We start from the raw sequence: 21,126 nt of genomic DNA on the forward strand, positions 1-21,126 counted from the left end.
CTCAGGCAGACTCCTCGTCTTGGGGTTGTTCGGCCGCCTCGGCCAGCAGGGCCAGGCGGGCTAGGTCGAAGGCGATGCGGACATGGGTGCCGCCGCCGGGGCGATCGAGGAAGGCGATCTCGCCGCCATGCTCCTCGACGATCTTCTTGACGATGGCGAGGCCAAGGCCAGTGCCGCGCACCCGCGTTGTCATATAAGGCTCGGTCAGCCGCTCGCGATCTTGGGGCAGGCCGACACCCGTGTCGTTGAGGTCCATGACGAGCTGCCGCTCATCCTTGGTCAGGCGCAAGGCGACGCGATCCCCTTCGAGGCTGTGCTCACCGCGATTGCGCCTGCTTTCAATCGCTTCCACCGCATTCTTGACGACGTTGGTCAATGCCTGGCCAAGCTGGCTGCGGTCGCAGATCATGCGAATATCGCCCTGTGGCGGGTCGAGGGTGAAGGTGATTCCAGGGTGCGCCACCTCGTGCAGGAACAGGCTGGTGCGCGCGATGTCGTGGACGTTCTCGTCACGAAACTTGGGCTTGGGCATACGCGCAAAGTTGCTGAATTCATCGACCATGCGGCGGAGGTCGCCGACCTGCCGGATGATGGTCTCGGTCAAGCGCCCAAACGTCTCCGGATCGCTTTGCACTTCCTTGCCGAAGCGGCGCTGGATCCGCTCGGCGGCAAGCTGGATCGGCGTCAGCGGGTTCTTGATCTCGTGGGCGATACGCCGGGCGATGTCGGACCATGCGGCCCGACGCTGGTCGGCGAGCTGCTCGGTGATGTCATCGAACGTCAGCACCCAGCCGTCAGCATAGCGCACTCGCTTCACCGCCAGCGTCCGCTGCCCGCCTTCGGCGCGCACAAGGACATCAGCCTCGCGCTGGTCCCCGCAAAGGAATTCCTCCAGCTCGTGGCTGACCTCGTGCAGCGCACGATCCTCGATCCCCTCTGCGCCATGCTGGAGCAGCGCCTCGGCCGAACGATTGGTGAGGAGAATGCGACGATCATTGTCAAGCGCGATGACGCCAGCGGTCACCGACCCCAGCACCGCCTCGATGAAAGCACGGCGGGTGTCGAGCTGCGTGTTTACGGCCTTCAGCGCGCCGGTTTGCTCCTCAAGCCGGCTGGTCATCCGGTTGAACGCCGCGGCCAGCACCCCGATCTCGTCGTCCTTGCGGTTAACCGCCACGCGAGCGGAGAAATCGCCCTCTTCGACCCGCCCAGCAGCCGTCACAAGCCCGCCAAGCGGCCTCACGAGACGATCAGCAAGACGCAGCGCCACGAAGATGGCCAGCCCGACGATGATCAGTGACCCGAGCAGCAGGGCAGCGTTGAAGCGAAGCTGATACAGCCGCGCCCGCTCCTGCAGCGTCCGATAATCGACCAGCACGCTGTCGGCCCGATCGAGCTGCTGCTTCAGCGCCGGCTCGAACACCCTCGCCGAATAGAGGTAGAGCCCCTCGCTTTCGGGAACGCGGGTCAGCGTGCCTACGCGATCAGCGGAATTTACCTCTACCCACTCACGCCCCGCAAGCTCTTTCAGCTTGGCCGGCGTGATCAGCGTGTCGAGTGGCCGATCGTAGGGGTTCACCAGCACCTGCGTGCGGACCACTCCGTCGTCTCCTGCGGTGAAGATGATCGCTTCACTGAGATTTCGCGGGAGCACCTGTGAGCGGGCAAAGGCATCGGCGAAGCGGATGTCGTCCAGCGAGTAGCGTGGCAGGAGGATACGGACGATATCGACCGCCATGGTCGTCGTCTCGGCCGCCACGCGGTCGACCTCCTGCTGATAGGCGCCGCGTGCGATCTGGACGCTGTTCTCCAGCATGCCTCGCGCCTTGTTGGAGAACCAGAACTCCAATCCCGACTGGAGCAGGAAGGAAGCGAAGATTGCCACCAGCACTGTCGGCACCGCGGCAATGATCGAGAACAGCGCCACGAGGCGAGTGTGAAGCAGGCCAGTGCCAAGCTCACCCTGCGCCGCGCGCTTCACCGCCAGCCGCCGGGTCAGCAACACCATCAGCAGGATTGCGGGGATGAGATTGCCGACCAGCAGCAAGGCAATCAACGGCGGCGAGGCCATTTCGGTGGGGTCGCCGCGCGCCAGCGTTGCGTAGCTCGAGCCCAGCATGACCAACAGCAGGCCGGCGGTGACCAGTTCCAGCACGCGGTAAAAGCGACCGTTCGCCCGTTCGGTCGCCAACCAGCGCTTCAGGCTGGGTGGCTGATCAAGCGTGGAAGCGGCCGAGCGGGCATCCATGAAGGTGCCCTAGCATGGACTTGTGGCGCAAAGAACACAGTTTGTGGCGATCCGCGTTAACTTTCTTTCGGACTGGCCCGGCGCAGCGCTCAGGCTGCCGCCTTGCTCAGCCAAGGCGCGTAGAAGTCGCGCAGCATCTGCACCACGACCTTGGGATCGTCGATCGTGTTGACCTTCTGGCGGAACTCGGCCGATCCGTGCAACCCCTTGGCATACCAGCCGATATGCTTGCGGGCGAGGTTCACGCCGGTGTGCGCGCCGTAGAGTGACTGCATGGCGTCATACTGCTCGAGAATGATCGCCAGCTGCTCGTCCATGCTCGGGTCGGGGCGTTCGCCGCCCGCCAGATCCGCCAGCACCTGCCCCAAAAGCCACGGCCGACCATAAGCACCGCGGCCGATCATCACGCCGTCGGCGCCCGACTGGGCAAGCGCCTCGCGCGCATCCTCCCGGCTATTGATGTCGCCGTTGACGATGACCGGCAGCGATACCGCTTCCTTGATGCTGCGAACGAAGCGCCAATCGGCCGTGCCCTTGTACATCTGATTGCGGGTGCGGCCGTGGACGGTGATCATCTGTGCGCCGAGGTCTTCCGCGATGCGGGCAAGTTCGGGCGCGTTCAGGCTATCGTGGCACCAGCCCATCCGCATCTTGACGGTGACCGGCACCTTCACCGCCTTGACGGTGGCCTCGATGATCGCGGCGGCCAATGGCAGGTCGCGCATCAGGGCGGAGCCGGCGTCGCCGTTCACCACCTTCTTGACCGGGCAGCCCATGTTGATGTCGATGATCGCCGCGCCCCGCTGCTCGTTGAGGCGCGCGGCGTCGGCCATCTCCTTGGGACTGCACCCAGCGAGCTGAAGGCTGACCGGCTCCTCACTGGGATCCCACAAGGCCTTTTGCAGGCTCTGCCGGGTCTCGCGAATCGCGGCCTGGCTGGCGATCATCTCGCTCACCGTCAGTCCCGCACCGAAGCGCTTGACGATCTTGCGGAACGGCAGGTCGCTGACGCCCGTCATCGGCGCCAGGATGACCGGCGCGTCGATGCGGACCGGACCGATCGAGATGGGCTTGAAGCTGTCCATGGGAGTGCGCGCCTTTACAGGAGCAGGCCGCTGCGGGCAAGGCGGGCGCCGTGGACAAGGTCACCGCCCTCATCGTCGCAGCCGGCTGCGGCACCCGCATGGGCGGGGACATGCCCAAGCAATATCGCCGCCTTGCCGGCAAGCCCCTCCTCCGCCACGCAGCCGAAGCGCTCAGCTCGCATCCGCGCGTGACCGCCGTCAGGGTCGTCATCGGCGCCGGGCAGGAGGAGCTGGCCGCCGCTGCGCTTGCCGGGCTCGATGTCGGCACTCTCATCATCGGTGGTGCGGAGCGGGCGGACAGCGTTCGGGCAGGCCTGGCCGCGGTGGAAGACGGCGTCGTCCTCGTCCACGATGCGGCCCGTCCGTTTTGCCCGCCGGAGGTCATCGACCGGCTGATCGACGCGCTTGGGAAAGCCGATGGCGCAGTTCCGGTGCTGCCGGTCGCCGATACGCTGGCCAAAGGCGACAGCGAACTGCGCGGCACGGTCAACCGCACGCAGCTGCTCCGCATCCAGACCCCGCAAGCCTTTCACCTCGAGGATTTGCGCTACGCCTACGACGAGGCGGGCAGCGGCGCGCCGACAGACGAATCCACCGTCATGCAACACGCCGGCCTCAAGGTCGCAACCGTTGCCGGGGATGAGGCCCTGCATAAACTAACCTCGCCAAGAGACTGGGAACGCGCCGAAATGATGCTTGCTGCCCGCATGATCAGCCGTTCGGGCACCGGCTTCGACGTTCATGCCTTCGAAGGCCCCGGACCGCTCGTCATGGGTGGGATCACCATCGATCATCCGCACGGCCTGGCCGGGCATAGCGACGCTGACGTCGTGCTTCACGCCATCACCGACGCGCTCCTCGGGGCCGCGGCGCTGGGCGACATCGGACAACATTTCCCACCATCGGATCCGCAATGGAAAGGCGCGGCGAGCGACCGCTTCCTGCGCCACGCGGCCGACCTCATCGGGGACAAAGGCGGGATCATCGATCATGTCGATTGCACGGTGATCTGCGAAGCCCCCAAGGTCGGGCCGCACCGCGCCGCCATCCAGGCCCGTGTCGCCGAGATCCTCGACATCCAACCCGGGGCGGTCAGCATCAAGGCCACCACCACCGAACAGCTGGGTTTCGCTGGGCGACGCGAAGGTATAGCCGCTCAGGCGATCGCTACCATCCGCCTGCCGGCTTGAGGTTGTCGCCCATGGACTCGCTGCTCCCGCCCGAACTGGTCGATCGCGCCCGCTCTGTCATCGAGAAGAACCGGACCGCTGGTCGACGTATCGCCGTGGCGGAAAGCTGCACCGGCGGGCTGGTCAGCGCCGCACTGACCGAAGTGCCGGGCAGCAGCGCAGTGTTCGAGGCCGGCTACGTCACTTATGCCAACGAAGCGAAGATGGCCGCACTTGGCGTTTCCGAGGACGTGCTCGACACCTTCGGAGCTGTCAGCATCGCGACCGCCTGGGCAATGGCCAAGGGTGCGCTGGCGCGGTCCGGCGCTGACGTAGCCGTAGCGATCACCGGTATCGCGGGGCCCGATGGCGGAAGCGCCGCCAAGCCTGTCGGCACCGTTGTCTTCGCCCGTGCCGAACGCGGCCAAGGGGACGACGCCATCATCGCTGATACCAAGCTGTTCGATGCCGCCTCGGGGCGCAGCGGGATCAGGCTTCAGGCAGCGGTGTGCGCGCTGGAATTGCTCGAACCATAAAGCGCGTTCGCCCGCTCTTCGAAGGCGTTGGTCATCTTGCGCAGAGCGCGGTCGAATACCTGTCCTGCAACCGCTTCGAAAATCCGGTTCTTGAATGCAAAGTCGACGGTGAAGCCGAGGTTGGTGCCACCTTCGGCTGGCTCGAACCGCCACTCGTTGTGCAGGAATTTGAGCGGCCCCTCGACATAATCGACGGTGATGCGGCTCGGCCGCTCCTTCGCAACGCGGCTGGTGAACCGCTCGCGAAAAGCACCGAAACCGACGATCAGGTCGGCCACCATCTCGGTCTCGCTCGACGAGCGCACCCGCACTGCGGTCACCCACGGCAGGAACTCGTCATATCGCTTCACGTCCGCGACCAGATCGAACAGCTGGTCGGGCGTATAGGGCAGGAAACGCTGTTCGCTGTGGCGCGGCATCGACTAACGGGCGAGCCGCTCCGCGCGGGCCGCCTGCATCTTCTTGAAATCGTCGCCGGCATGATAGCTCGAGCGCGTGAGCGGCGAGGCGGCGACCAGCAGGAAGCCCTTGGCCCGCGCGATCGCGCCATAAGCCTTGAACGCGTCCGGGGTAACGAACTCTTCCACTGTCGCGTGGCGCGGGGTCGGCTGAAGATATTGCCCCATGGTCAGAAAATCGATGTCGGCCGAGCGCATATCGTCCATCACCTGATGCACTTCGAGCCGCTGCTCGCCCAAGCCCACCATGACGCCAGACTTGGTGAAGATGGCGGGATTGCGCCGCTTCACGCTCTCCAGCAGCCGCAGCGAGGCGTAGTAGCGCGCACCCGGACGAATGGTCGGATAGAGCCTCGGCACCGTTTCGAGATTGTGATTGTAGACGTCGGGCCCGGCATCGACGATCCGCGCCACCGCTTCCTCGCTCTTGTTGCGGAAGTCGGGAGTAAGGATCTCGATCGTGGTCTTCGGCGTCTCACGGCGGAGTGCTTCGATCACCTTCACGAACTGACTGGCGCCGCCATCGGGAAGATCGTCGCGGTCGACGCTGGTCACGACGATGTGCTCTAGCCCGAGTTCGGCCGCGGCAATGGCGGTGTTCTGTGGCTCAAACGGATCAACCGCGCGCGGCATGCCGGTCTTGACGTTGCAGAAGGCGCAGGCGCGGGTGCAGGTGTCGCCAAGGATCATCACCGTGGCGTGCTTCTTGGTCCAGCACTCGCCGATATTGGGGCAAGCCGCCTCCTCGCACACAGTCGCGAGCTTGAGGCTGCGCATCAGGCGCCGGGTTTCGGCATAGCCTTCGCTGGTCGGGGCCTTGACCCGGATCCAGTCCGGCTTGCGGACCCGCGGGGGGTTGGGGACGGGCAGATCGGCAGGCGCGTTCATGGCCCGCCATGTAGCGAGGAGGGGGTGCTTCTGCCACCCCTCCCCTAAGTCACTTAGCAGCGAACCGAGTTGTCGTAGATCGGCTGGCCGTTGCGATCGACGTAATAGCAATAGCCGCGGGTATCGCGATAATATTGCCGATTGTTGATCACCGCGCCGAGCACCGCGCCCGCGATGCCGCCAGCAACCGCGCCGCCGACGGTGGAGACACCCGGAACAACCGCGCCGACCACGCCGCCAGCCACTGCGCCGACCGCAGCACCGCTCGCCGCACGGCTCGCCGTGTTGTTGCGGTTGCCGTAGTAGGGATCGTTGTAGCCGGTCGTGGCGCACGCGCCGAGCGAAAGGCTTCCGACGAGCAGTGTCGTCATCATCACCTTCTTCATGGGTCGTCTCCTGGAGCTATTTACCTTGCATCAGCGCCCCTGCGGCCTTGCGGTTCCATCAGGCCCGGATTGCCAAGGGCGAGTGCCTGATCTAGCCGCCGGAACGAAGCTGCCTTGCCGCTTTGTGGTCCCCTCTTCCAGCGAACATGGTGCCATGTCAGAATTCCAAGCTCTGCTCAGCGGCTACAACCGCTTCCGCTCCACCGGCTATCGTGACCAGCGCCGGCGCTGGGACGAACTAGCGACTGGTCAGGAGCCACCGGTGATGATCATCGGCTGCTGTGACAGCCGGGTCGATCCCGCCACCATCTTCGACACCATGCCGGGTCAAGTGTTTATCCTTCGTAACGTCGCCAATCTGGTTCCGCCGTTCGAGCTCGGTGGCGGTCTCCATGGCGTCTCCGCCGCGCTGGAATTTGCAGTCACCAAGCTTGGGGTGAAGCATATACTGGTCATGGGTCACGGCATGTGCGGCGGCGTCAGCGCCTGCCTGGCGGGGCATGGCGAACCGGATCGGATCTTCATCGACAAGTGGATCGGCCTGCTCGACCGGGCCCGCGACAAGGTTCTCGCGGAAACGCCAGCAGACCCGCAGCGGGCGCTGGAACTCGAAGGCGTGAAGGTGAGCCTTGCCAACCTCCGCACCTTCCCCTTCGTTGCCGAGCGGGAAGCCGCAGGCCAGCTCGAGCTTCACGGCGGCTGGTTCTCGATTGCCGAAGGCACGCTTTACACCCTCGACGAACAGGCCGGGAAATTTGCACCCCTGCCCGACCGCGACTGAAGCAGTGGACCGCGACCGCAACATCGCCCTGCTGATCGACGCCGACAACGCGTCGCCTGATCACCTTGACGAGGTTCTGCTGGTGCTGGGCGAGCTCGGCGCGATCAATGTCCGCCGCGCATACGGAAATTGGTCAAAACAAGCGCTTAAAGGCTGGGGAGAATTGACCACCCAGCATTCGATCCAGCCGATCCAGCAGTTCGACGTCGTCAAAGGCAAGTCAGCGACCGACATGCGCATGGTGATCGACGCCATGGACATGCTCTATCGCGGCGGTCTGGAAGGCCTCGGCATCATGTCGAGCGACAGCGACTTTCTCCCGCTCGCTCAGCGCATCCGGGAGGCCGGAATTCCGGTCTACGGGTTCGGCACCGCCAAGACCCCGATCAGCTTCAAGAACAGCTGCACCCGATTCGTCGATGTTGGCGCTCTCGCCTGCAACGAGGAACAGCAGGCCGAACCCACGGCAGAAAGCCGCGCCGCCAACGACGAGCTGCTGAACCTTCTCGGCGCTGCCTGGAAGCAGAGCAAGCGCGACGCCGAGGGCTTCGCCTCGCTTTCCGAAGTCGGCCAACGCGCCAAGGCGGTGCTGAGCTTTTCGGTTCGCAATTACGGAGCTCGGTCGCTCAGCGAACTGGTGCGCGGCATGCCGGAATTTCAGGTCAGAGAGACCGATGGCGGCGGCCTGCTGGTGCGCCGCGTCCGCTAGGCGCCACGTCGGAACCCTCGCTCCCCTCCCCCGTTTCGCCAGTCAAACCATCTTCGTGGGAGACTGACACATGGCCGATGCCGAGCGCGCCGAAGAACTGAAGCAGCTGTTCTGGGAAGAGCTGAAGGACAGCCCGTTCGTGATGATCGGCCTGCAAGGAGTCGAGGACAGCCGCACCCGCCCGTGGACCGCGCAGGTCAACTGGCAGGACGAAAAGGACCTGCAGCAGGGCGGCGACATCTATTTCTTCGGCGCCAAGTCGGAAGCGATCGTGAAGGGCTTGAGCGAGAACAATCGCGTGGTCTGCACCTTCGTGTCCAAGGGCCACAAGGTCTTCGCCCACATTCACGGAACGCTGCAAACGATCGAAGATCGCGCTTTGGTGGACAAGTTCTGGAACCCGGTGGTCGCCAGCTGGTACAAGAACGGCAAGGACGATCCCGACCTGCAGCTGCTCCGCTTCGACACCAGCAAGGCCGAGATCTGGAAGGCGGAGGCAGGCTCGACCTTGGTAGCCGCTGCGCTGAAGCTCCTCGGCCGCGAGCCGGGCAAGGACCATCAGCAAGAGAATCAGGCTGAAGTAGCCCTCTGAACCGACCCGCCGCCGCCTGTGCCGATTATGTCACAGGCGGCGCTCGCTATCGAATTACAGTGGCTAAGTGCGGAACCTGACATAGCGTATGCCGTTCTTTGGCGACGCTCGCATCTCCTGCGGACGTGCAATGTTCTGAATCGTCGACGGATCTTTGCCTTGGCTAGTGACCCATCCCGTGAAATGAACTTCAGCATCGGCAGTGCTCCCGACCCATGTGAGGACGCCGGTGCGCTCAAGGCGAAGGCCGAGCGCTGTCGCCGTCTTGCTGCAGGAATCTCGGACAAGCAGGCTTCCGAAGTGCTGAAAGGCATGGCCTTCAGCTATGAAGAGGCGGCCCAGCGCCTCAACATCCCACCACAAGAGAACTGAGCCGACGGGCTGGCGCCACGACCTTCATTCGGTCTAGCTCACCCTCATGGCGCGACAATCCTCCCGTTCTCTTGGCAAACGTCGGTCACGCTCGTGGCCGGCGCGAATCGCGTTTGGACTGGTCAAGCTCGTGCTTGGCCTGCTCCTGCTGTCGGTCGCCTGGGTGCTGCTCTACCGCTTCATCAATCCGCCGATCACCGCGACCATGGTCGGTGACGTCGTCGCCGGGCGCGGCGCGGAGCGGCAGTGGATGAGCCTCGACGAGATTGACCGCGACATGGTCCGCGCGGTGATCGGCGGCGAAGATGCAAAATATTGCGCGCACTCGGGCTTTGACTGGGACGCCATTTCCGACGCTGCGCGGCGCAACGCCAGCGGCGGCAGGATCCGCGGCGGATCGACCATCAGCCAGCAGACCGCCAAGAATGCCTTCCTGTGGCAAGGCGGCGGCTACATCCGCAAGGGCATGGAAGCCTGGTTCACTTTCCTCATCGAGCAGCTTTGGGGCAAGCGTCGGATCATGGAGGTGTATCTCAACGTCGCTGAGACGGGGATCGGCACCTATGGCGTCAACGCCGGCTCGCAGCGCTATTACGGGCATGACGCCAGCGCGATGACCCGGACGGAAGCGGCGCGGCTGGCGGCGGTGCTGCCGCTGCCCAAGGGCCGCGAGGCGATCGCCCCGCGCGGGTTCACCAAGCGCTATGGAAACAGCATTGCAGCGCGGATCGGAGTGGTTGCCCGCGATGGTCTTGATGTTTGCGTGTACGAAGGCGAGGTCGCGCCGCGCGATCGCACGCCGCCGCCGAGCCGCAAGCCAGTGACTCTGCCCGGCGCGGATGTCGAGACATCGACCCCGCCTCCTCCCCCGCCGCGCGAGGTGCTGGAGCAGCTACCGGCCGAGCCTGAGCCGCTCGCCGAACCGCAAGTGGTGGAAGAGGAACCGGCCCAAGCGCTCGAGCCAGAACCCGCGGATCAGCCGCCACCGGCAGAGCCGGAGAACGGCCTGTAGCTCAGGGGAACAGGTGCTCGACCTCGACGTCGGGCAACGCTTCGCGGATCAGCATGCTGCGGTGGCAGCCTTCCGGGTGCCGTTCGTAGCAGAGCAAAGCCGACGGCTTCTCTTGTACCAGTGCACCAAGCTGCGCGGCGGCCGCCATTGCTTCGGGCAAGGCGAGCTGCCCGGCATAGATGCGCTCCATCTCTGCCGTGCGTCCCTTGCGGGCCGCTTCGCGTCCGTCGGCTGGCGTTCCGAGGGCCCGCAGATGGACATAGCCAATGCCTTCTTCCTCCAGCGCCAGCCGTAACGGCGTCTTGGAGAAACCCGGTCGGCGCGACAGCGGCAGTGCGCGGACGTCGATCACCTGAGCGACCCCCGCGGTCTTGAGCGCCGCCACGAACTCGGCCGTGGTGGTCGCCTCGTAGCCGATGGTAAAGACCCGCGGGCGCGTCAGACCGGCCCCACCAACGGGAAGCTCGGGATGGCGACATCGAACGGGCGGCCCTCGTCATCGACCATCTGGTAGCTGCCTCTCATGCGGCCGGTGGGCGTCGGCAGCGGGCAGCCCGAGACATAATCGTAGGAGGCGCCGGGCGCGATCACCGGCATTTCGCCCACTACGCCCTCACCCTTCACCTCGTGGATCGAGCCGCGCCCATCGATGATGGTCCAGCTGCGCGCGAGCAGTTGCACGCTCGCCTCGCCATGGTTCTCGATGCGGATATGATAGGACCAGAACCAGCGCCCATTGGTGGGCGCCGATTGTTCGGCAAGGTAGCTCACCGCCACCCGCACCGTGACATCGTCGGTCACCGCTTCGTGCGGGAAAAGGACGGCCAAGCCGATCGCGCTCATCGGGTCACGCTAACAGGCCGGCGGCCCTGCGCAACCGGTGAGTGAGCCGTTCGCGGGCGTCCCACGCTGGATCGGCCGGGCGATCAAGGATATCGCGGCGCAGCCGGCGACCGGTCAGTGACAGGCCCGGCAGCCAGTCCGCCGCTGCACGCGCGACCAGCTCGGGTTCAACCCCGAAGCCGAGCTCTGCCAGCAGCAGCAATTCGTAGCGAAGCAGCGCCGGCCCCCATCCGCTTGCCGAGAGTGCCGCGCCGATCGCCTCAAGGAGGCCGTCCAGTCCTTCGTAAAGCGCTGGATACGCCTGGTGCTCTGGCAGCACCTGCGCCGTTACCGCTGTCACCCACAGGATCGCGGCGGCCGGCAGCGGCTCGGTCATCAGCGGCGCGCGGCTGCGGGTCAGCTCGACTTCGGCTTGCGGGAGCTGGGTTTCGTTGCGAGCGGCAAGCCTGGCTTCGACCGCGTTGCCCGCAAGCAGGATCGGTCGCATCCGCCGCCCTCTCGCCCCCCGCACATAGCCAGCGACCAGGCCGTGATCTCGCGTCAGCAGGCGCACCACCGCGCCATGCTCGCCGTGCGGACGTAGCGCGAGGACGATGGCCGCCGTGGTCAGCCGCACACGCTATCCGCCGGGATGGAAATAGTCATACAGCTGCCGCGCGGTGGCCTTGCTGATCCCCGGCGCTTTCTCGAGGTCCTCGAGCGCCGCTCCCTTGACCGCCCGCGCGGTGCCGAAGTGCATTAAAAGCGCCCGCTTTCGGGTCGGTCCGATCCCGGGAACCTCGTCGAGGGTCGAGGTGGTGAGGTTCTTGGCGCGCTTGGCGCGGTGCGTCCCGATGGCGAAGCGGTGCGCCTCGTCGCGCAGTCGCTGGAGATAGAAGAGCAAGGGCGAATTGACCGGGAAGGTCAGTTCTCGCCCGTTCGGCAGGTGGAACACTTCGCGCCCTTCGCGCCCGTGGTGAGGGCCCTTGGCGACGCCGACCACCGGCACGTCGTGGACGCCGGCATCCTCCATGATCTCCAGCACGGCATTCAGCTGCCCGCGCCCGCCATCGATGAGGATCAGGTCCGGCCATTCGCCGCTGGAGCGATCGGGATCGTCCTTTTCGAGCCGCTGGAAGCGCCGTTCCAGCACCTCCTTCATCATCCCGAAGTCGTCGTCAGTCGCCGCCTTCTTGATGTTGAACTTGCGATAGCTGTTCTTCACGAACCCCTGCGGACCCGCGACCACCATTGCCCCGGTGGCGGCGGTGCCCATGATGTGGCTGTTGTCGTAGACCTCGATCCGCTTGGGCACGTCCGCGAGTTCGAACGCATCGGCAAGGTCGCGCAACAGCTTGGTTTGGGTCGTGCTTTCGGCGTGGCGGCGGTCAAGCGCTTCCACTGCATTCCGGCTGGCCTGCTCGATCAGCTTCTTGCGATCGCCGCGCTGCGGCCGCTCGATCAGCACCTTGCGGCCGGCCTTTTCCGCCAGGGCCTCGGCAACGAGTTCGCTTTCGGCGACCTCGCGATCGACCAGGATCCGTTTGGGTGGCGGCAGGTCTTCGTAGAACTGGATCAGGAAGCTCGACAGCACCTCGTCCTCGGGCACGTCGGCGGTGTGGCTCGGGAAAAAGGCGCGATGGCCCCAATTCTGCCCGCCGCGGATGAAGAAGGCCTGGATGCACATGGTGCCGCCCTTCGCCGCAAGAGCGAAGATGTCGGCATCGCCCAGCCCTTCGGCATGAACCGTTTGTGTGCCCTGGATGTAGGTCAGGGCCCGGAGCCGGTCGCGATAGATGGCAGCAAGCTCGTAATCCTGCTTTTCGGCCGCTTCGCCCATCTGCTTGGACAGGCGCGATTGGACCCCGGTCGACTTGCCAGCCAGGAAGTTCTTCGCGTCATCGACCAGCTCACCATAAGCGCTCGGCTCGATCCGCCCGACGCACGGACCTGAGCAGCGGCGAATCTGATAAAGCAGGCATGGCCGCGAGCGATTGTTGAAGAAGCCGTCGCTACAGGATCTTAGCAGGAAGAGCTTTTGCAACGTGTTAAGAGTGCGGGTGACCGATCCGGCACTTGCGAACGGCCCGAAATACTGCCCCTTGGTACGCCGCGCGCCACGATGCTTCTGCACCCGCGGAAAAGCATGATCCTCACGAAGCAGGATGAAGGGGAAGCTTTTGTCATCGCGCAGCAGCACGTTGTAGGGCGGACGGAAGCGCTTGATCAGCTGCGCTTCGAGGAGCAGCGCTTCGGCCTCGGTGTTGGTCGTGACAATGGTCATCGACCGTGTCTGCGAGACCATCCGCTGTAGCCGCTTCGACAGCCGGGCGACTTGCGTGTAGTTCGTAACCCGGTTCTTCAGCGCGCGCGCTTTGCCGACGTAAAGTACCTCGCCGCGCGAATCCTGCATCCGGTAAACGCCCGGGCGTATGGGCAGGGTCTTCACCACATTGCGGATGGCAGCGACACCGGCCTCAAGGTCAGGCGTCTCCCCGCCGCCCTTGACGGTGGTGGTTGCAGCATCCTCGTTGAAGCGCTCGTTCGCGCGGGGGTGTTCCGGTCGGTCAGCCGGGGTGCGGTTCATGGCGCCGCATGTAAGGGCTCAGCCGTCTCGGCGGAAGCACCGGAGGCGGAATGTTCGCGCGTGTACAGGAAGCTTGCAAGCGAGAAGGACGGCAGGAACTGGCCGATCCAGAAGCCATAATAACGAATATCGGTGCTGCGCTGGCGGGGCCAGTCGCCCAGCGCAGTCGCTAGCCGGTCCATGTCGATATACTCGCGGCACAAAGCCGAGGAACGATAGCGTTCGATGCCCTTCCTCAGATCAAGGGGATCAATGGCAGCGTGGAAGTCGACGTTTTGGCGGCCCCGGCGGGCCGGGCGCAGCACTTCCTCAGGCAGGAGGTCACCGAAGGCCCGATCGAACAAAGCTCTGCGATCGGGCGCGCTCGTCAGCAGCGAACTTGGGAGCGACAGGATGAGCTCGAACAATTGTCGATCGTCCCAAGGGCAGAACTGCTCCACGCCGTAAAGGGAGCGACCCACCGGAAAGAGGGTTCCGATATTGGAAGCGACCTCCTGGATCAGCGGGCGATAGGCCGAAAGCGGGCGAGGATCGTCGTTGTCGGGCGTCAGGGCGATGAGGCGCTCGCGCAAGGGGCCTTTGAAGAAAGGAAAATCGTTCAGCAGCGGCTTCTGCTGCCCTCGCTTGCGCCCTGCCTCGTAGAGAGGGCGAGGGAGCGAAGCCCCAATGCTGACGCGAACGATGTCACGTAGCCCCACGCCCTCCCTCAATAGCCGAGCGCAGACGCGAAGCCATGCGGAAAGCCCCTCCTCCCGCCGAACGTCGACCAGATGGGCAAGGCCCCCAGCGCTGACGGTGAAGTTGCCGTCGTCACCCGTCAGCAGGGTCTGGATTTTTCTCTCGCCGCAAAGGGATAGCTGCGGGATGGTCCAGGACAGCGGCACCGGTTGGTGGATCGGGTCGGCAAGCTGGCGATGCAGTTGATCGAGCACCGACGCAAGCGGCACCGGCACCGGGCGCAGAAGATGATGCTCGACGTTTGGGTAGCGGGCCGCCGTAGCAAGAGCGCCGGCGCTTTCGTCATATTGGTAGCGCTGATCCGCAGCCGGTTGCCCTACGCATGGAACGGCGGTGATGGCGACGAGCGAGCGGTTCTGTGACGCCAGTCGCCGCGCCGCCAGGGCGCAGAGGAGACTGCTGTCCCGCCCACCGCTCAGCTGCACGGCAATCGGGTCATTTGGCGGAAGATAGCTCTCGACGATCGCTTCGGCCCGCTCTCGAAGCTGCTCGGCCGCTCGGGAAAGCGAGGCGTTCGGCTGGATGGCGATTGCGCGCGGGTTCCACCAGGGCCGAAAGGATAACTTGCGGCCGCTGACAACAAGTTCAAAGCCGCCGGTCATGCGGAAGATGCCCGGATGGATCGTCCGCGTTCCCTCAACCGTCACGGAGCCGCTGAACCGTTCGGCGAGTTCGTCGACGTCGAATTCTGACCCCCCGCCGACGATTGCGATCAGCGGTGGAAGGCTGTCCGAGAGGACCATTTCGCCTTCGTCGGTCAGAGCACCGAATAAGGGAAACGACGAAGCCGGAGCGAGGGAGATATTCCAGCCGTTTGAACTACGGACAACGGCAAGGCCGTCTGCAAGGACGTCCGGCCATCGCGAGAACTGGTCAGCTAAAGATCTTTCCGCCCGTGGTTGCTCGTTCTCTAGATCAGAGCGGCGAGCCACCAAGGCTGCCACTCGCCCATCGGAGAGTTGCAGATGGCGACCTTCAACACGCGAAGCACCGTTTGCGGGCACGCACAAAAGCGCCGAGCCATCTTGCGACAGCTCGGCGGCGAAACCAGCGTATTGAGAAGGCGGCTGCACCGAAGTGCCAACGGCCGCCAACCTCAAGACAAACAGCCAATCAGCTATACTGGTTGCCTTGGCCCTTGGTGCCGCCATCGACACCAGTCTTGGTGCTCGACGCTTCCGCGCCGCCCGCGACCAAACGCCGCAATTCCGGCTTGCTCCACACCTTCTTCATGAACCACCTCTAGCGCGCATCAGCATATGATGACTTGATAACTGCGGCCTAACCTACCTGTTCCGGAAGCGCAATGCGCGCCGGATCAGGCCGCCGCCGCCACTGTACCGTTTTCCCGCTCCGACAGGATCCATTCGACGGCCTTGCGCGCGTGAATGGCGGTAGTGTCGTAGACCGGCAACACATTGGCGCGTGGATCGACCGCCAGCACCAATTCGGTACAGCCGAGCACAATCGCCTCGACCCTCTTCTTGCCGAGTTCGGTGATCAGCGTCTTGAGCTTGCGCTGGCTTTCGCGGACCACCCTTCCAGCGGCCAGTTCTTCGTAGATGATGCGGTCCACTTCGCCGACCCAGCTATCTTCGATCGGGGCGAGCGTGATACCGCGGGCTTCGAAATGGCTTCGGACGTGCGGTTCGATCATGGTGACACGGGTTCCGAGGAGCGCGACGGTGCGGCGACCGTCCGCAGCGATCCGCTCCGCCGCGGCTTCCCCGATGTGAAGGACTGGCAAGGGCAAGGCGGCGGCGACCGCGTCATAGTGCTTGTGCATGGTGTTGGAGGTCAGGATGAGGCCTTCGGCACCCGCGTCACGGAGCCGCTCGCAGGCCTGGATCACGATCTTTTCGCCGCCAGCCCAATCACCGCGCCGGTGGAAGCCCGCGTAATCATCCTCGCAGTCGAGGCTTTCGATCACCAGACGCGCGCTGTGGAGCCCGCCGAGCCGTGCCGCCACGCCCTTGTTGATATGCTCGTAGTAGAGCGCAGTGCTGTTCCAGCTCGCCCCGCCAACGATCCCGAGCTTCTTCACGTCTCAATCCCCTCGCCCCGCTGCGTTCAATCTGTGCAGCGCCAATTAGTTAACGGGGTTCTTGTCTCGCAGACAGACGGTCTCGGCAAGCGGGTTAGCTTAGATTCTGGAGCAGTTTAACGCGGCAAAGATGGACTGTTGCGGCGCGGCGACAAAGCGTTGCGGAGGTGCAAGGATCGCTCCTCAGGCCAGCGACTTCACAATCTCCTCGACCATCTTCTTGGCGTCGGCCAGCAGCATCATCGTGTTGTCGCGGTAGAACAGCTCGTTGTCGACGCCCGCATAGCCTGCGCCGCCCATCGACCGCTTGATGAACAGCACCGTGCGGGCCTTTTCGACATCAAGCACCGGCATGCCGTAGATCGGCGAGCTCTTGTCGGTCTTGGCGGCCGGGTTGGTGACATCATTGGCGCCGATCACGAAGGCAACATCGGTTTGCGCGAACTCGCTGTTGATGTCCTCCAGCTCGAACACCTCGTCATAGGGCACGTTGGCTTCGGCCAGCAGCACGTTCATGTGCCCGGGCATGCGGCCGGCGACGGGGTGAATGGCGTATTTCACCTTCACGCCCTCCTTCTTGAGGAGATCGGCCATTTCGCGCAGCACATGCTGGGCCTGGGCGACCGCCATACCGTAACCCGGCACGATGATGACCTGATCGGCCTGCTTCATCAGGAAGGCGGCGTCTTCGGCCGAACCACGCTTGTAGGGGCGGTCGATAACCTCTCCCCCGCCGCTCGACGCGACCGCGCCGAAGCCACCGGCGATGACGCTGATGAAGCTTCGGTTCATTGCCCGGCACATGATGTAGCTGAGGATCGCGCCCGAACTACCGACCAGCGCGCCGGTGATGATCATGGCGCTGTTGTGCAGGGTAAAGCCCATCGCCGCCGCGGCCCAGCCCGAATAGCTGTTCAGCATCGACACCACGACCGGCATGTCGGCGCCGCCAATCGGAATAATCAGCAGGAAACCGATTGCGAAGCTGAGCGCCAGGATCGTCCAGAACACCCACGGCGCCTGATCTTGCGTGAAATAGGCGACCAGTCCGAGAATGGCGAGGAGAGTGCCGAGGTTCAGCACATGCCGCCCCGGTAGCAGGATCGGCGCACCGCCCATATTTCCGTTGAGCTTCAGGAACGCGATCACCGAGCCGGAGAATGTGATGGCACCGATTGCTACACCCAGGCCAAGCTCGATCCGGCTGACCGGATTGATCATCAGGAACGAGGGCGCGGCGATCGGGGTGATGCGAGTCGCGATTCCAAAAGCTTCGGGGTTGAGGAACGCCGCAGCACCCACCAGCACCGCGGCGAGGCCAACCAGGCTGTGAAAAGCAGCAACCAACTGCGGCATCGCCGTCATCTGGATGCGCCGGGCCCCGACAATCCCGATGCACGCGCCAACCGCGATCGCGGCGAGGATGAGCCCCAACGTCGACCAGTCGGCTTGGAAGGCGGCCGCACTGGCGACGTCGCTGCACACCGCAGTTCCAATGGGCTGCGTGCCTTCAACGTCCTGCGTGCAAAGGCGCATCGGACCGCCCGGCTGAGAAAGGCGGGGCATGTGCGTAATCAGCGTCGTCAGAACGGCGACGGCCATGCCGATCATGCCCAGCCGATTACCGCGTTGGCTGGTCGAAGGGCTGGAGAGCCCTCGCAAGGCCAGAATGAAACAAACGCCTGAAAAGAGATAGGCGAGCATCACCCAGGCGGGCGTGTCGTGCACGCCGCTCATTCGGGCCGCTCCTTCTTCTTGTACATGGCAAGCATTCGGCTGGTCACCGCGAAGCCGCCGAAGATGTTGATCGAGGCCAGCACAACTCCGAGGAGCCCGAGCCATTTTGCGATGGCGTTGCCCGATGCTGCGGCGGCGATCAGCGCACCGACGATGATGACGGAGGAGATGGCGTTGGTCACTGCCATCAATGGCGTGTGTAGTGCCGGTGTGACCGACCAGACGACGTAGTAGCCGACGAAACAGCTCAGGACGAAGATCGACAGGATGGAGATAAAGTCCACAAGCCCTCCCTTCAGGTGCGCGGAGCCCTGTGTGGCACAGCAAGGCCGCGCTGCCGAGGCCTAAAATCCATGTGCGCCAACCACGCTCTTGTGTCGTTCACCGAACGTGAGTTTCCGATTTAATAACCTTTATCGGCCACAGGGATATCATGGGCTCGGAACCCGCCACCACTGATAAAGAGGGCCAGCGGCCATGGCGCTTGCTGCTGTGGTCTCTTTTTGCTGCCCTTCTTTGTTGGGCTGCGCAGCTTGGCTTGCCCCTCGAAGTCTATCTCAAGGCTGCGCGCAACGCGACGCACGTGACCAATGCCAGCGGAGATGTCGTCTTCGTCGGGATTGACGACAAGAGCATATCAGAAGTGGGATCGTGGCCGTGGAAGCGGTCCACGCAAGCGCGCTTGATCGAACAGGCGAGCAAGGCAGGCGCGAAAAGCATCCATCTCGACATCGTCTATGATGGCCCCTCGACGCGTTCCGAAGATGCGAAGTTTTCCGAAGCCCTGAAGCAGTCAGGCCGGGTTGTCCTCGCCGATCGCCATTTGCTCGGCACCTGGGGCAACTTCAAGCAGCCGGAAACCCGTCCGCTGCCACAGTTCCGCAAGCATGCGCGAACGGCGAGCATCTCGACCGTTTACGATTTCGGCGGGATCATCTGGAACACGAGTCTCTCCGGAGAGATCGATGGCAAGGAAGTGCCGACCTTCGCCGCTAGCCTCGCCGACATTCGAGGCGTGCCCAATCGCCAGTTCTGGATCGATTATTCGATCAATCCTGAGAGCATTCCCTTCCTTCCTGCCGCCGACCTCCTCAACGGCCGCTTCGCCGCCGGCTCGTTTACGGGCAAGCACCTGGTCATCGGTCTCGATGCCGACCAATTGGGCGATCGCTTCTGGATCCCAGGCTGGGGCAAGATGGCTGGAGCCAACGTCCAGATCCTCGCCGCCGAGACCCTCAAGCGGGGCATGCCATCGTCCCTCGGCGCGGCGCCGGGCATGATCCTGGCCTTTCTGGCCGCGCTCGTGGCAACTCTCGCGACGCGTCCGCGGCGCATTGCCCCGCTCGCCCTTGCCCTTGCATTTCTGATCCTGCTGGCCGGCCCGCTGGTCCTGGAGCATTTCTACCTTTCGGCAGAAGTGGTTCCCGGTCTGCTCCTGGTCAGCATCGTGAGTGGGCGGCTTAGCTACCTTCGGTACAAGAGCCGGGCCCGGGTGCACGAGCAGACGGGCTTGCCCAACTTCGCGGCACTCCGCACGTCGGGTAAGATTGACCGCGCTCTGGTCCTGGCCAAAATCCACAACCATGCCGAGATCAGCAGTTCGCTGTCCGAGGCGGAGCAGCAAGACGCGTATCGCCAAGTCGTCGCACGACTGTCGGCCGGCGATCGCAACGACCTGCATCAGGGTGATGACGGAACTTTCGCCTGGACCGTCGCCAATGGCGCCCCCATCGGCAATCATCTCGAAGCCCTGCACGCGATGTTCCGCTCGCCCGTGCAGGTCGCCGGGCGCCAGATCGATGTCGCGCTGACCTTCGGTGTCGAGCTTGGCGTGTCGCGCACGCTTCCGAACCGGATAGGTAGCGCCGTGCTTGCCGCCGACGAGGCCTGGTCCGAGGGTCTTCGTTGGAAGCTCCACGATCCCGCACGCCAGGAAGAAGTGAACTGGCGCGTGTCGCTGCTTGGTGAGCTCGATCAAGCTATCGACCAGGGCGAAGTGTGGCTCGCCTACCAGCCGCAACTGGACATCAAGTCTGGCCGAATCATCGGCGCCGAAGCGCTCGCCCGCTGGACCCACCCGCTCAAGGGACCGATCAGCCCAAGTGAGTTTGTCGCCGCAGCGGAGACCAATGGCCGCATCGGCAAGCTCACCGACTTCGTGCTCGATCGCGCGATCAGCTCGGGCGCGGCGATCAATCGGCGGCGGATCGACTTCCAAGTCGCCGTCAATCTTTCCGCACGCCTGCTAATTGACCGTGAGCTCTACGCCCGGATCGAGACCATGCTGAGCGCGCATGGCCTGCCGCCCTCCCGCCTGACGCTTGAACTGACCGAAACCGCCTCGCTCCAGGATGCGGACAGCGGGCTGGCGAGTCTCTGCGCCCTGCGCGACCTCGGCGTGCGTATCGCCATCGACGATTATGGCACTGGGCTTTCGACGCTGGACTATCTGAAGAAGATTCCGGCCAGCGAGATCAAGATCGACCAGAGCTTCGTCAAATCCATGCGGGTCAATCGATCCGACCTCATCATGGTGCAGTCGACCATCGCCCTTGCCCACTCGCTCGGCCGGTCGGTCGTGGCCGAGGGTGTCGAGGATCAGCAATGCCTCGATGAACTCAGCCAGATGGGCTGCGATGTGGCGCAGGGCTTCGCCATCGGCCGCCCGATGGGCGTTCGGGAGCTGGTGCAGCGGCTTCAGATCCGTACCGCACGCCGGGCCGCCTGACCCAAAACCAAACAACAGTTTGGAACAGATATTGGCGCGCAGGGTCATGCTCCGCGCGCTTTTTTCGTCATGGCTAATAAACATGCCTAATCGTTTGCTAACCGTTTCGATTAAGGTTAATACTGCTTCCCGAGCGGCGAGAATCGTCGCGCAACAGGGAGCTGGACCATGTGGAATTTCTGGAACTGGCTGTGGGGCGCTGGCGCTACGAGCACCGGCGGCCGCGGCTAAGCA

20 protein-coding genes and 1 pseudogene are annotated in these 21,126 nt (G+C 64.2%); 8 read left to right on the top strand and 13 right to left on the bottom strand.

Features of this window, described 5'->3' with window-relative positions; all coding sequences use genetic code 11:
* Nucleotide 1 precedes the first annotated feature (1 nt).
* Both ACP69Z_RS10350 and dusB read right to left on the bottom strand, forming a co-directional pair.
* On the bottom strand, nt 2–2,248 hold the full coding sequence (locus ACP69Z_RS10350) for a sensor histidine kinase (protein ID WP_426267408.1): 2,247 nt from the start codon (nt 2,246–2,248) through the stop codon (nt 2–4).
* 89 nt (nt 2,249–2,337) lie between these two features.
* Nucleotides 2,338–3,333 (bottom strand): tRNA dihydrouridine synthase DusB, encoded by a 996-nt coding sequence (dusB, locus tag ACP69Z_RS10355; RefSeq protein WP_426267409.1) that lies wholly within the window; start codon nt 3,331–3,333, stop codon nt 2,338–2,340.
* Between the two features lie 50 nt (nt 3,334–3,383).
* On the opposite strand from dusB, the gene ACP69Z_RS10360 reads away from it, so the two are divergent.
* The gene (locus tag ACP69Z_RS10360; RefSeq protein WP_426267410.1) at nt 3,384–4,523 is read left to right on the top strand and encodes a bifunctional 2-C-methyl-D-erythritol 4-phosphate cytidylyltransferase/2-C-methyl-D-erythritol 2,4-cyclodiphosphate synthase; all 1,140 of its coding nucleotides are present in this window, start codon (nt 3,384–3,386) and stop codon (nt 4,521–4,523) included.
* A gap of 11 nt (nt 4,524–4,534) precedes the next feature.
* Nucleotides 4,535–5,038, top strand: coding sequence for a CinA family protein (locus ACP69Z_RS10365; protein WP_426267411.1), 504 nt, complete (start codon nt 4,535–4,537; stop codon nt 5,036–5,038).
* Here ACP69Z_RS10365 and ACP69Z_RS10370 read toward each other — a convergent pair.
* Genes ACP69Z_RS10370 through ACP69Z_RS10380 form a run of 3 tightly spaced genes read right to left on the bottom strand, consistent with a single transcriptional unit; the run spans nt 4,999 to nt 6,770 of the window.
* Nucleotides 4,999–5,457: a type II toxin-antitoxin system RatA family toxin gene (locus ACP69Z_RS10370; protein WP_426267412.1), complete on the bottom strand. Its 459-nt coding sequence runs from the start codon at nt 5,455–5,457 to the stop codon at nt 4,999–5,001. The genes ACP69Z_RS10365 and ACP69Z_RS10370 overlap by 40 nt on opposite strands.
* 3 nt (nt 5,458–5,460) lie before the next feature.
* On the bottom strand, nt 5,461–6,384 hold the full coding sequence (gene lipA / locus ACP69Z_RS10375; protein ID WP_426267413.1) for a lipoyl synthase: 924 nt from the start codon (nt 6,382–6,384) through the stop codon (nt 5,461–5,463).
* Nucleotides 6,385–6,437: 53 nt separating this feature from the next.
* Nucleotides 6,438–6,770 (bottom strand): hypothetical protein, encoded by a 333-nt coding sequence (locus tag ACP69Z_RS10380; protein WP_426267414.1) that lies wholly within the window; start codon nt 6,768–6,770, stop codon nt 6,438–6,440.
* A gap of 154 nt (nt 6,771–6,924) precedes the next feature.
* On the opposite strand from ACP69Z_RS10380, the gene ACP69Z_RS10385 reads away from it, so the two are divergent.
* From ACP69Z_RS10385 to mtgA, 5 genes and pseudogenes are all read left to right on the top strand, one after another.
* Entirely contained in the window at nt 6,925–7,551 is a 627-nt protein-coding gene (locus ACP69Z_RS10385) for a carbonic anhydrase (protein ID WP_426268086.1), read from the top strand.
* Between the two features lie 4 nt (nt 7,552–7,555).
* Nucleotides 7,556–8,260, top strand: a complete 705-nt coding sequence (locus ACP69Z_RS10390; protein WP_426267415.1) for an NYN domain-containing protein — start codon at nt 7,556–7,558, stop codon at nt 8,258–8,260.
* Nucleotides 8,261–8,330: 70 nt separating this feature from the next.
* Nucleotides 8,331–8,852: a pyridoxamine 5'-phosphate oxidase family protein gene (locus tag ACP69Z_RS10395; protein ID WP_426267416.1), complete on the top strand. Its 522-nt coding sequence runs from the start codon at nt 8,331–8,333 to the stop codon at nt 8,850–8,852.
* A gap of 183 nt (nt 8,853–9,035) precedes the next feature.
* A complete protein-coding gene (locus ACP69Z_RS10400) occupies nt 9,036–9,224 on the top strand; it encodes a hypothetical protein (RefSeq protein ID WP_426267417.1) in 189 nt (62 codons plus the stop codon).
* A gap of 46 nt (nt 9,225–9,270) precedes the next feature.
* A pseudogene (gene mtgA / locus ACP69Z_RS10405) lies at nt 9,271–9,990 on the top strand (monofunctional biosynthetic peptidoglycan transglycosylase); the annotation flags it as partial.
* Nucleotides 9,991–10,237: 247 nt separating this feature from the next.
* Here the strand turns inward: mtgA and ACP69Z_RS10410 are convergent.
* From ACP69Z_RS10410 to ACP69Z_RS10445, 8 genes are all read right to left on the bottom strand, one after another.
* Complete coding sequence (locus ACP69Z_RS10410) at nt 10,238–10,621, bottom strand: DUF488 family protein (RefSeq protein WP_426267418.1); 384 nt, start codon at nt 10,619–10,621, stop codon at nt 10,238–10,240.
* A 53-nt stretch (nt 10,622–10,674) separates the two neighbouring features.
* Complete coding sequence (gene apaG, locus ACP69Z_RS10415) at nt 10,675–11,079, bottom strand: Co2+/Mg2+ efflux protein ApaG (RefSeq protein WP_426267419.1); 405 nt, start codon at nt 11,077–11,079, stop codon at nt 10,675–10,677.
* Between the two features lie 4 nt (nt 11,080–11,083).
* On the bottom strand, nt 11,084–11,695 hold the full coding sequence (gene recO, locus ACP69Z_RS10420) for a DNA repair protein RecO (RefSeq protein ID WP_426267420.1): 612 nt from the start codon (nt 11,693–11,695) through the stop codon (nt 11,084–11,086).
* 3 nt (nt 11,696–11,698) lie between these two features.
* Nucleotides 11,699–13,645: an excinuclease ABC subunit UvrC gene (gene uvrC, locus ACP69Z_RS10425; RefSeq protein ID WP_426267421.1), complete on the bottom strand. Its 1,947-nt coding sequence runs from the start codon at nt 13,643–13,645 to the stop codon at nt 11,699–11,701.
* Complete coding sequence (locus ACP69Z_RS10430) at nt 13,642–15,534, bottom strand: asparagine synthase-related protein (RefSeq protein WP_426268087.1); 1,893 nt, start codon at nt 15,532–15,534, stop codon at nt 13,642–13,644. The genes uvrC and ACP69Z_RS10430 overlap by 4 nt, the downstream gene beginning before the upstream one ends.
* 167 nt (nt 15,535–15,701) lie before the next feature.
* Nucleotides 15,702–16,427 carry an aspartate/glutamate racemase family protein gene (locus ACP69Z_RS10435; RefSeq protein WP_426267422.1) on the bottom strand — a complete coding sequence of 242 codons (726 nt, stop codon included), beginning with the start codon at nt 16,425–16,427 and terminating at the stop codon, nt 15,702–15,704.
* Nucleotides 16,428–16,610: 183 nt separating this feature from the next.
* Nucleotides 16,611–18,164: an NAD(P)(+) transhydrogenase (Re/Si-specific) subunit beta gene (locus ACP69Z_RS10440; protein ID WP_426267423.1), complete on the bottom strand. Its 1,554-nt coding sequence runs from the start codon at nt 18,162–18,164 to the stop codon at nt 16,611–16,613.
* A complete protein-coding gene (locus ACP69Z_RS10445) occupies nt 18,161–18,448 on the bottom strand; it encodes a proton-translocating transhydrogenase family protein (protein WP_426267424.1) in 288 nt (95 codons plus the stop codon). Before ACP69Z_RS10445 ends, ACP69Z_RS10440 begins: the two co-directional genes overlap by 4 nt.
* A gap of 254 nt (nt 18,449–18,702) precedes the next feature.
* On the opposite strand from ACP69Z_RS10445, the gene ACP69Z_RS10450 reads away from it, so the two are divergent.
* Nucleotides 18,703–20,892 (top strand): EAL domain-containing protein, encoded by a 2,190-nt coding sequence (locus ACP69Z_RS10450; RefSeq protein WP_426267425.1) that lies wholly within the window; start codon nt 18,703–18,705, stop codon nt 20,890–20,892.
* Nucleotides 20,893–21,126 lie beyond the last annotated feature (234 nt).

Source organism: Sphingomonas sp. LHG3443-2, from assembly GCF_049896405.1.
In the GTDB taxonomy this organism is placed as follows: domain Bacteria; phylum Pseudomonadota; class Alphaproteobacteria; order Sphingomonadales; family Sphingomonadaceae; genus Sphingomicrobium.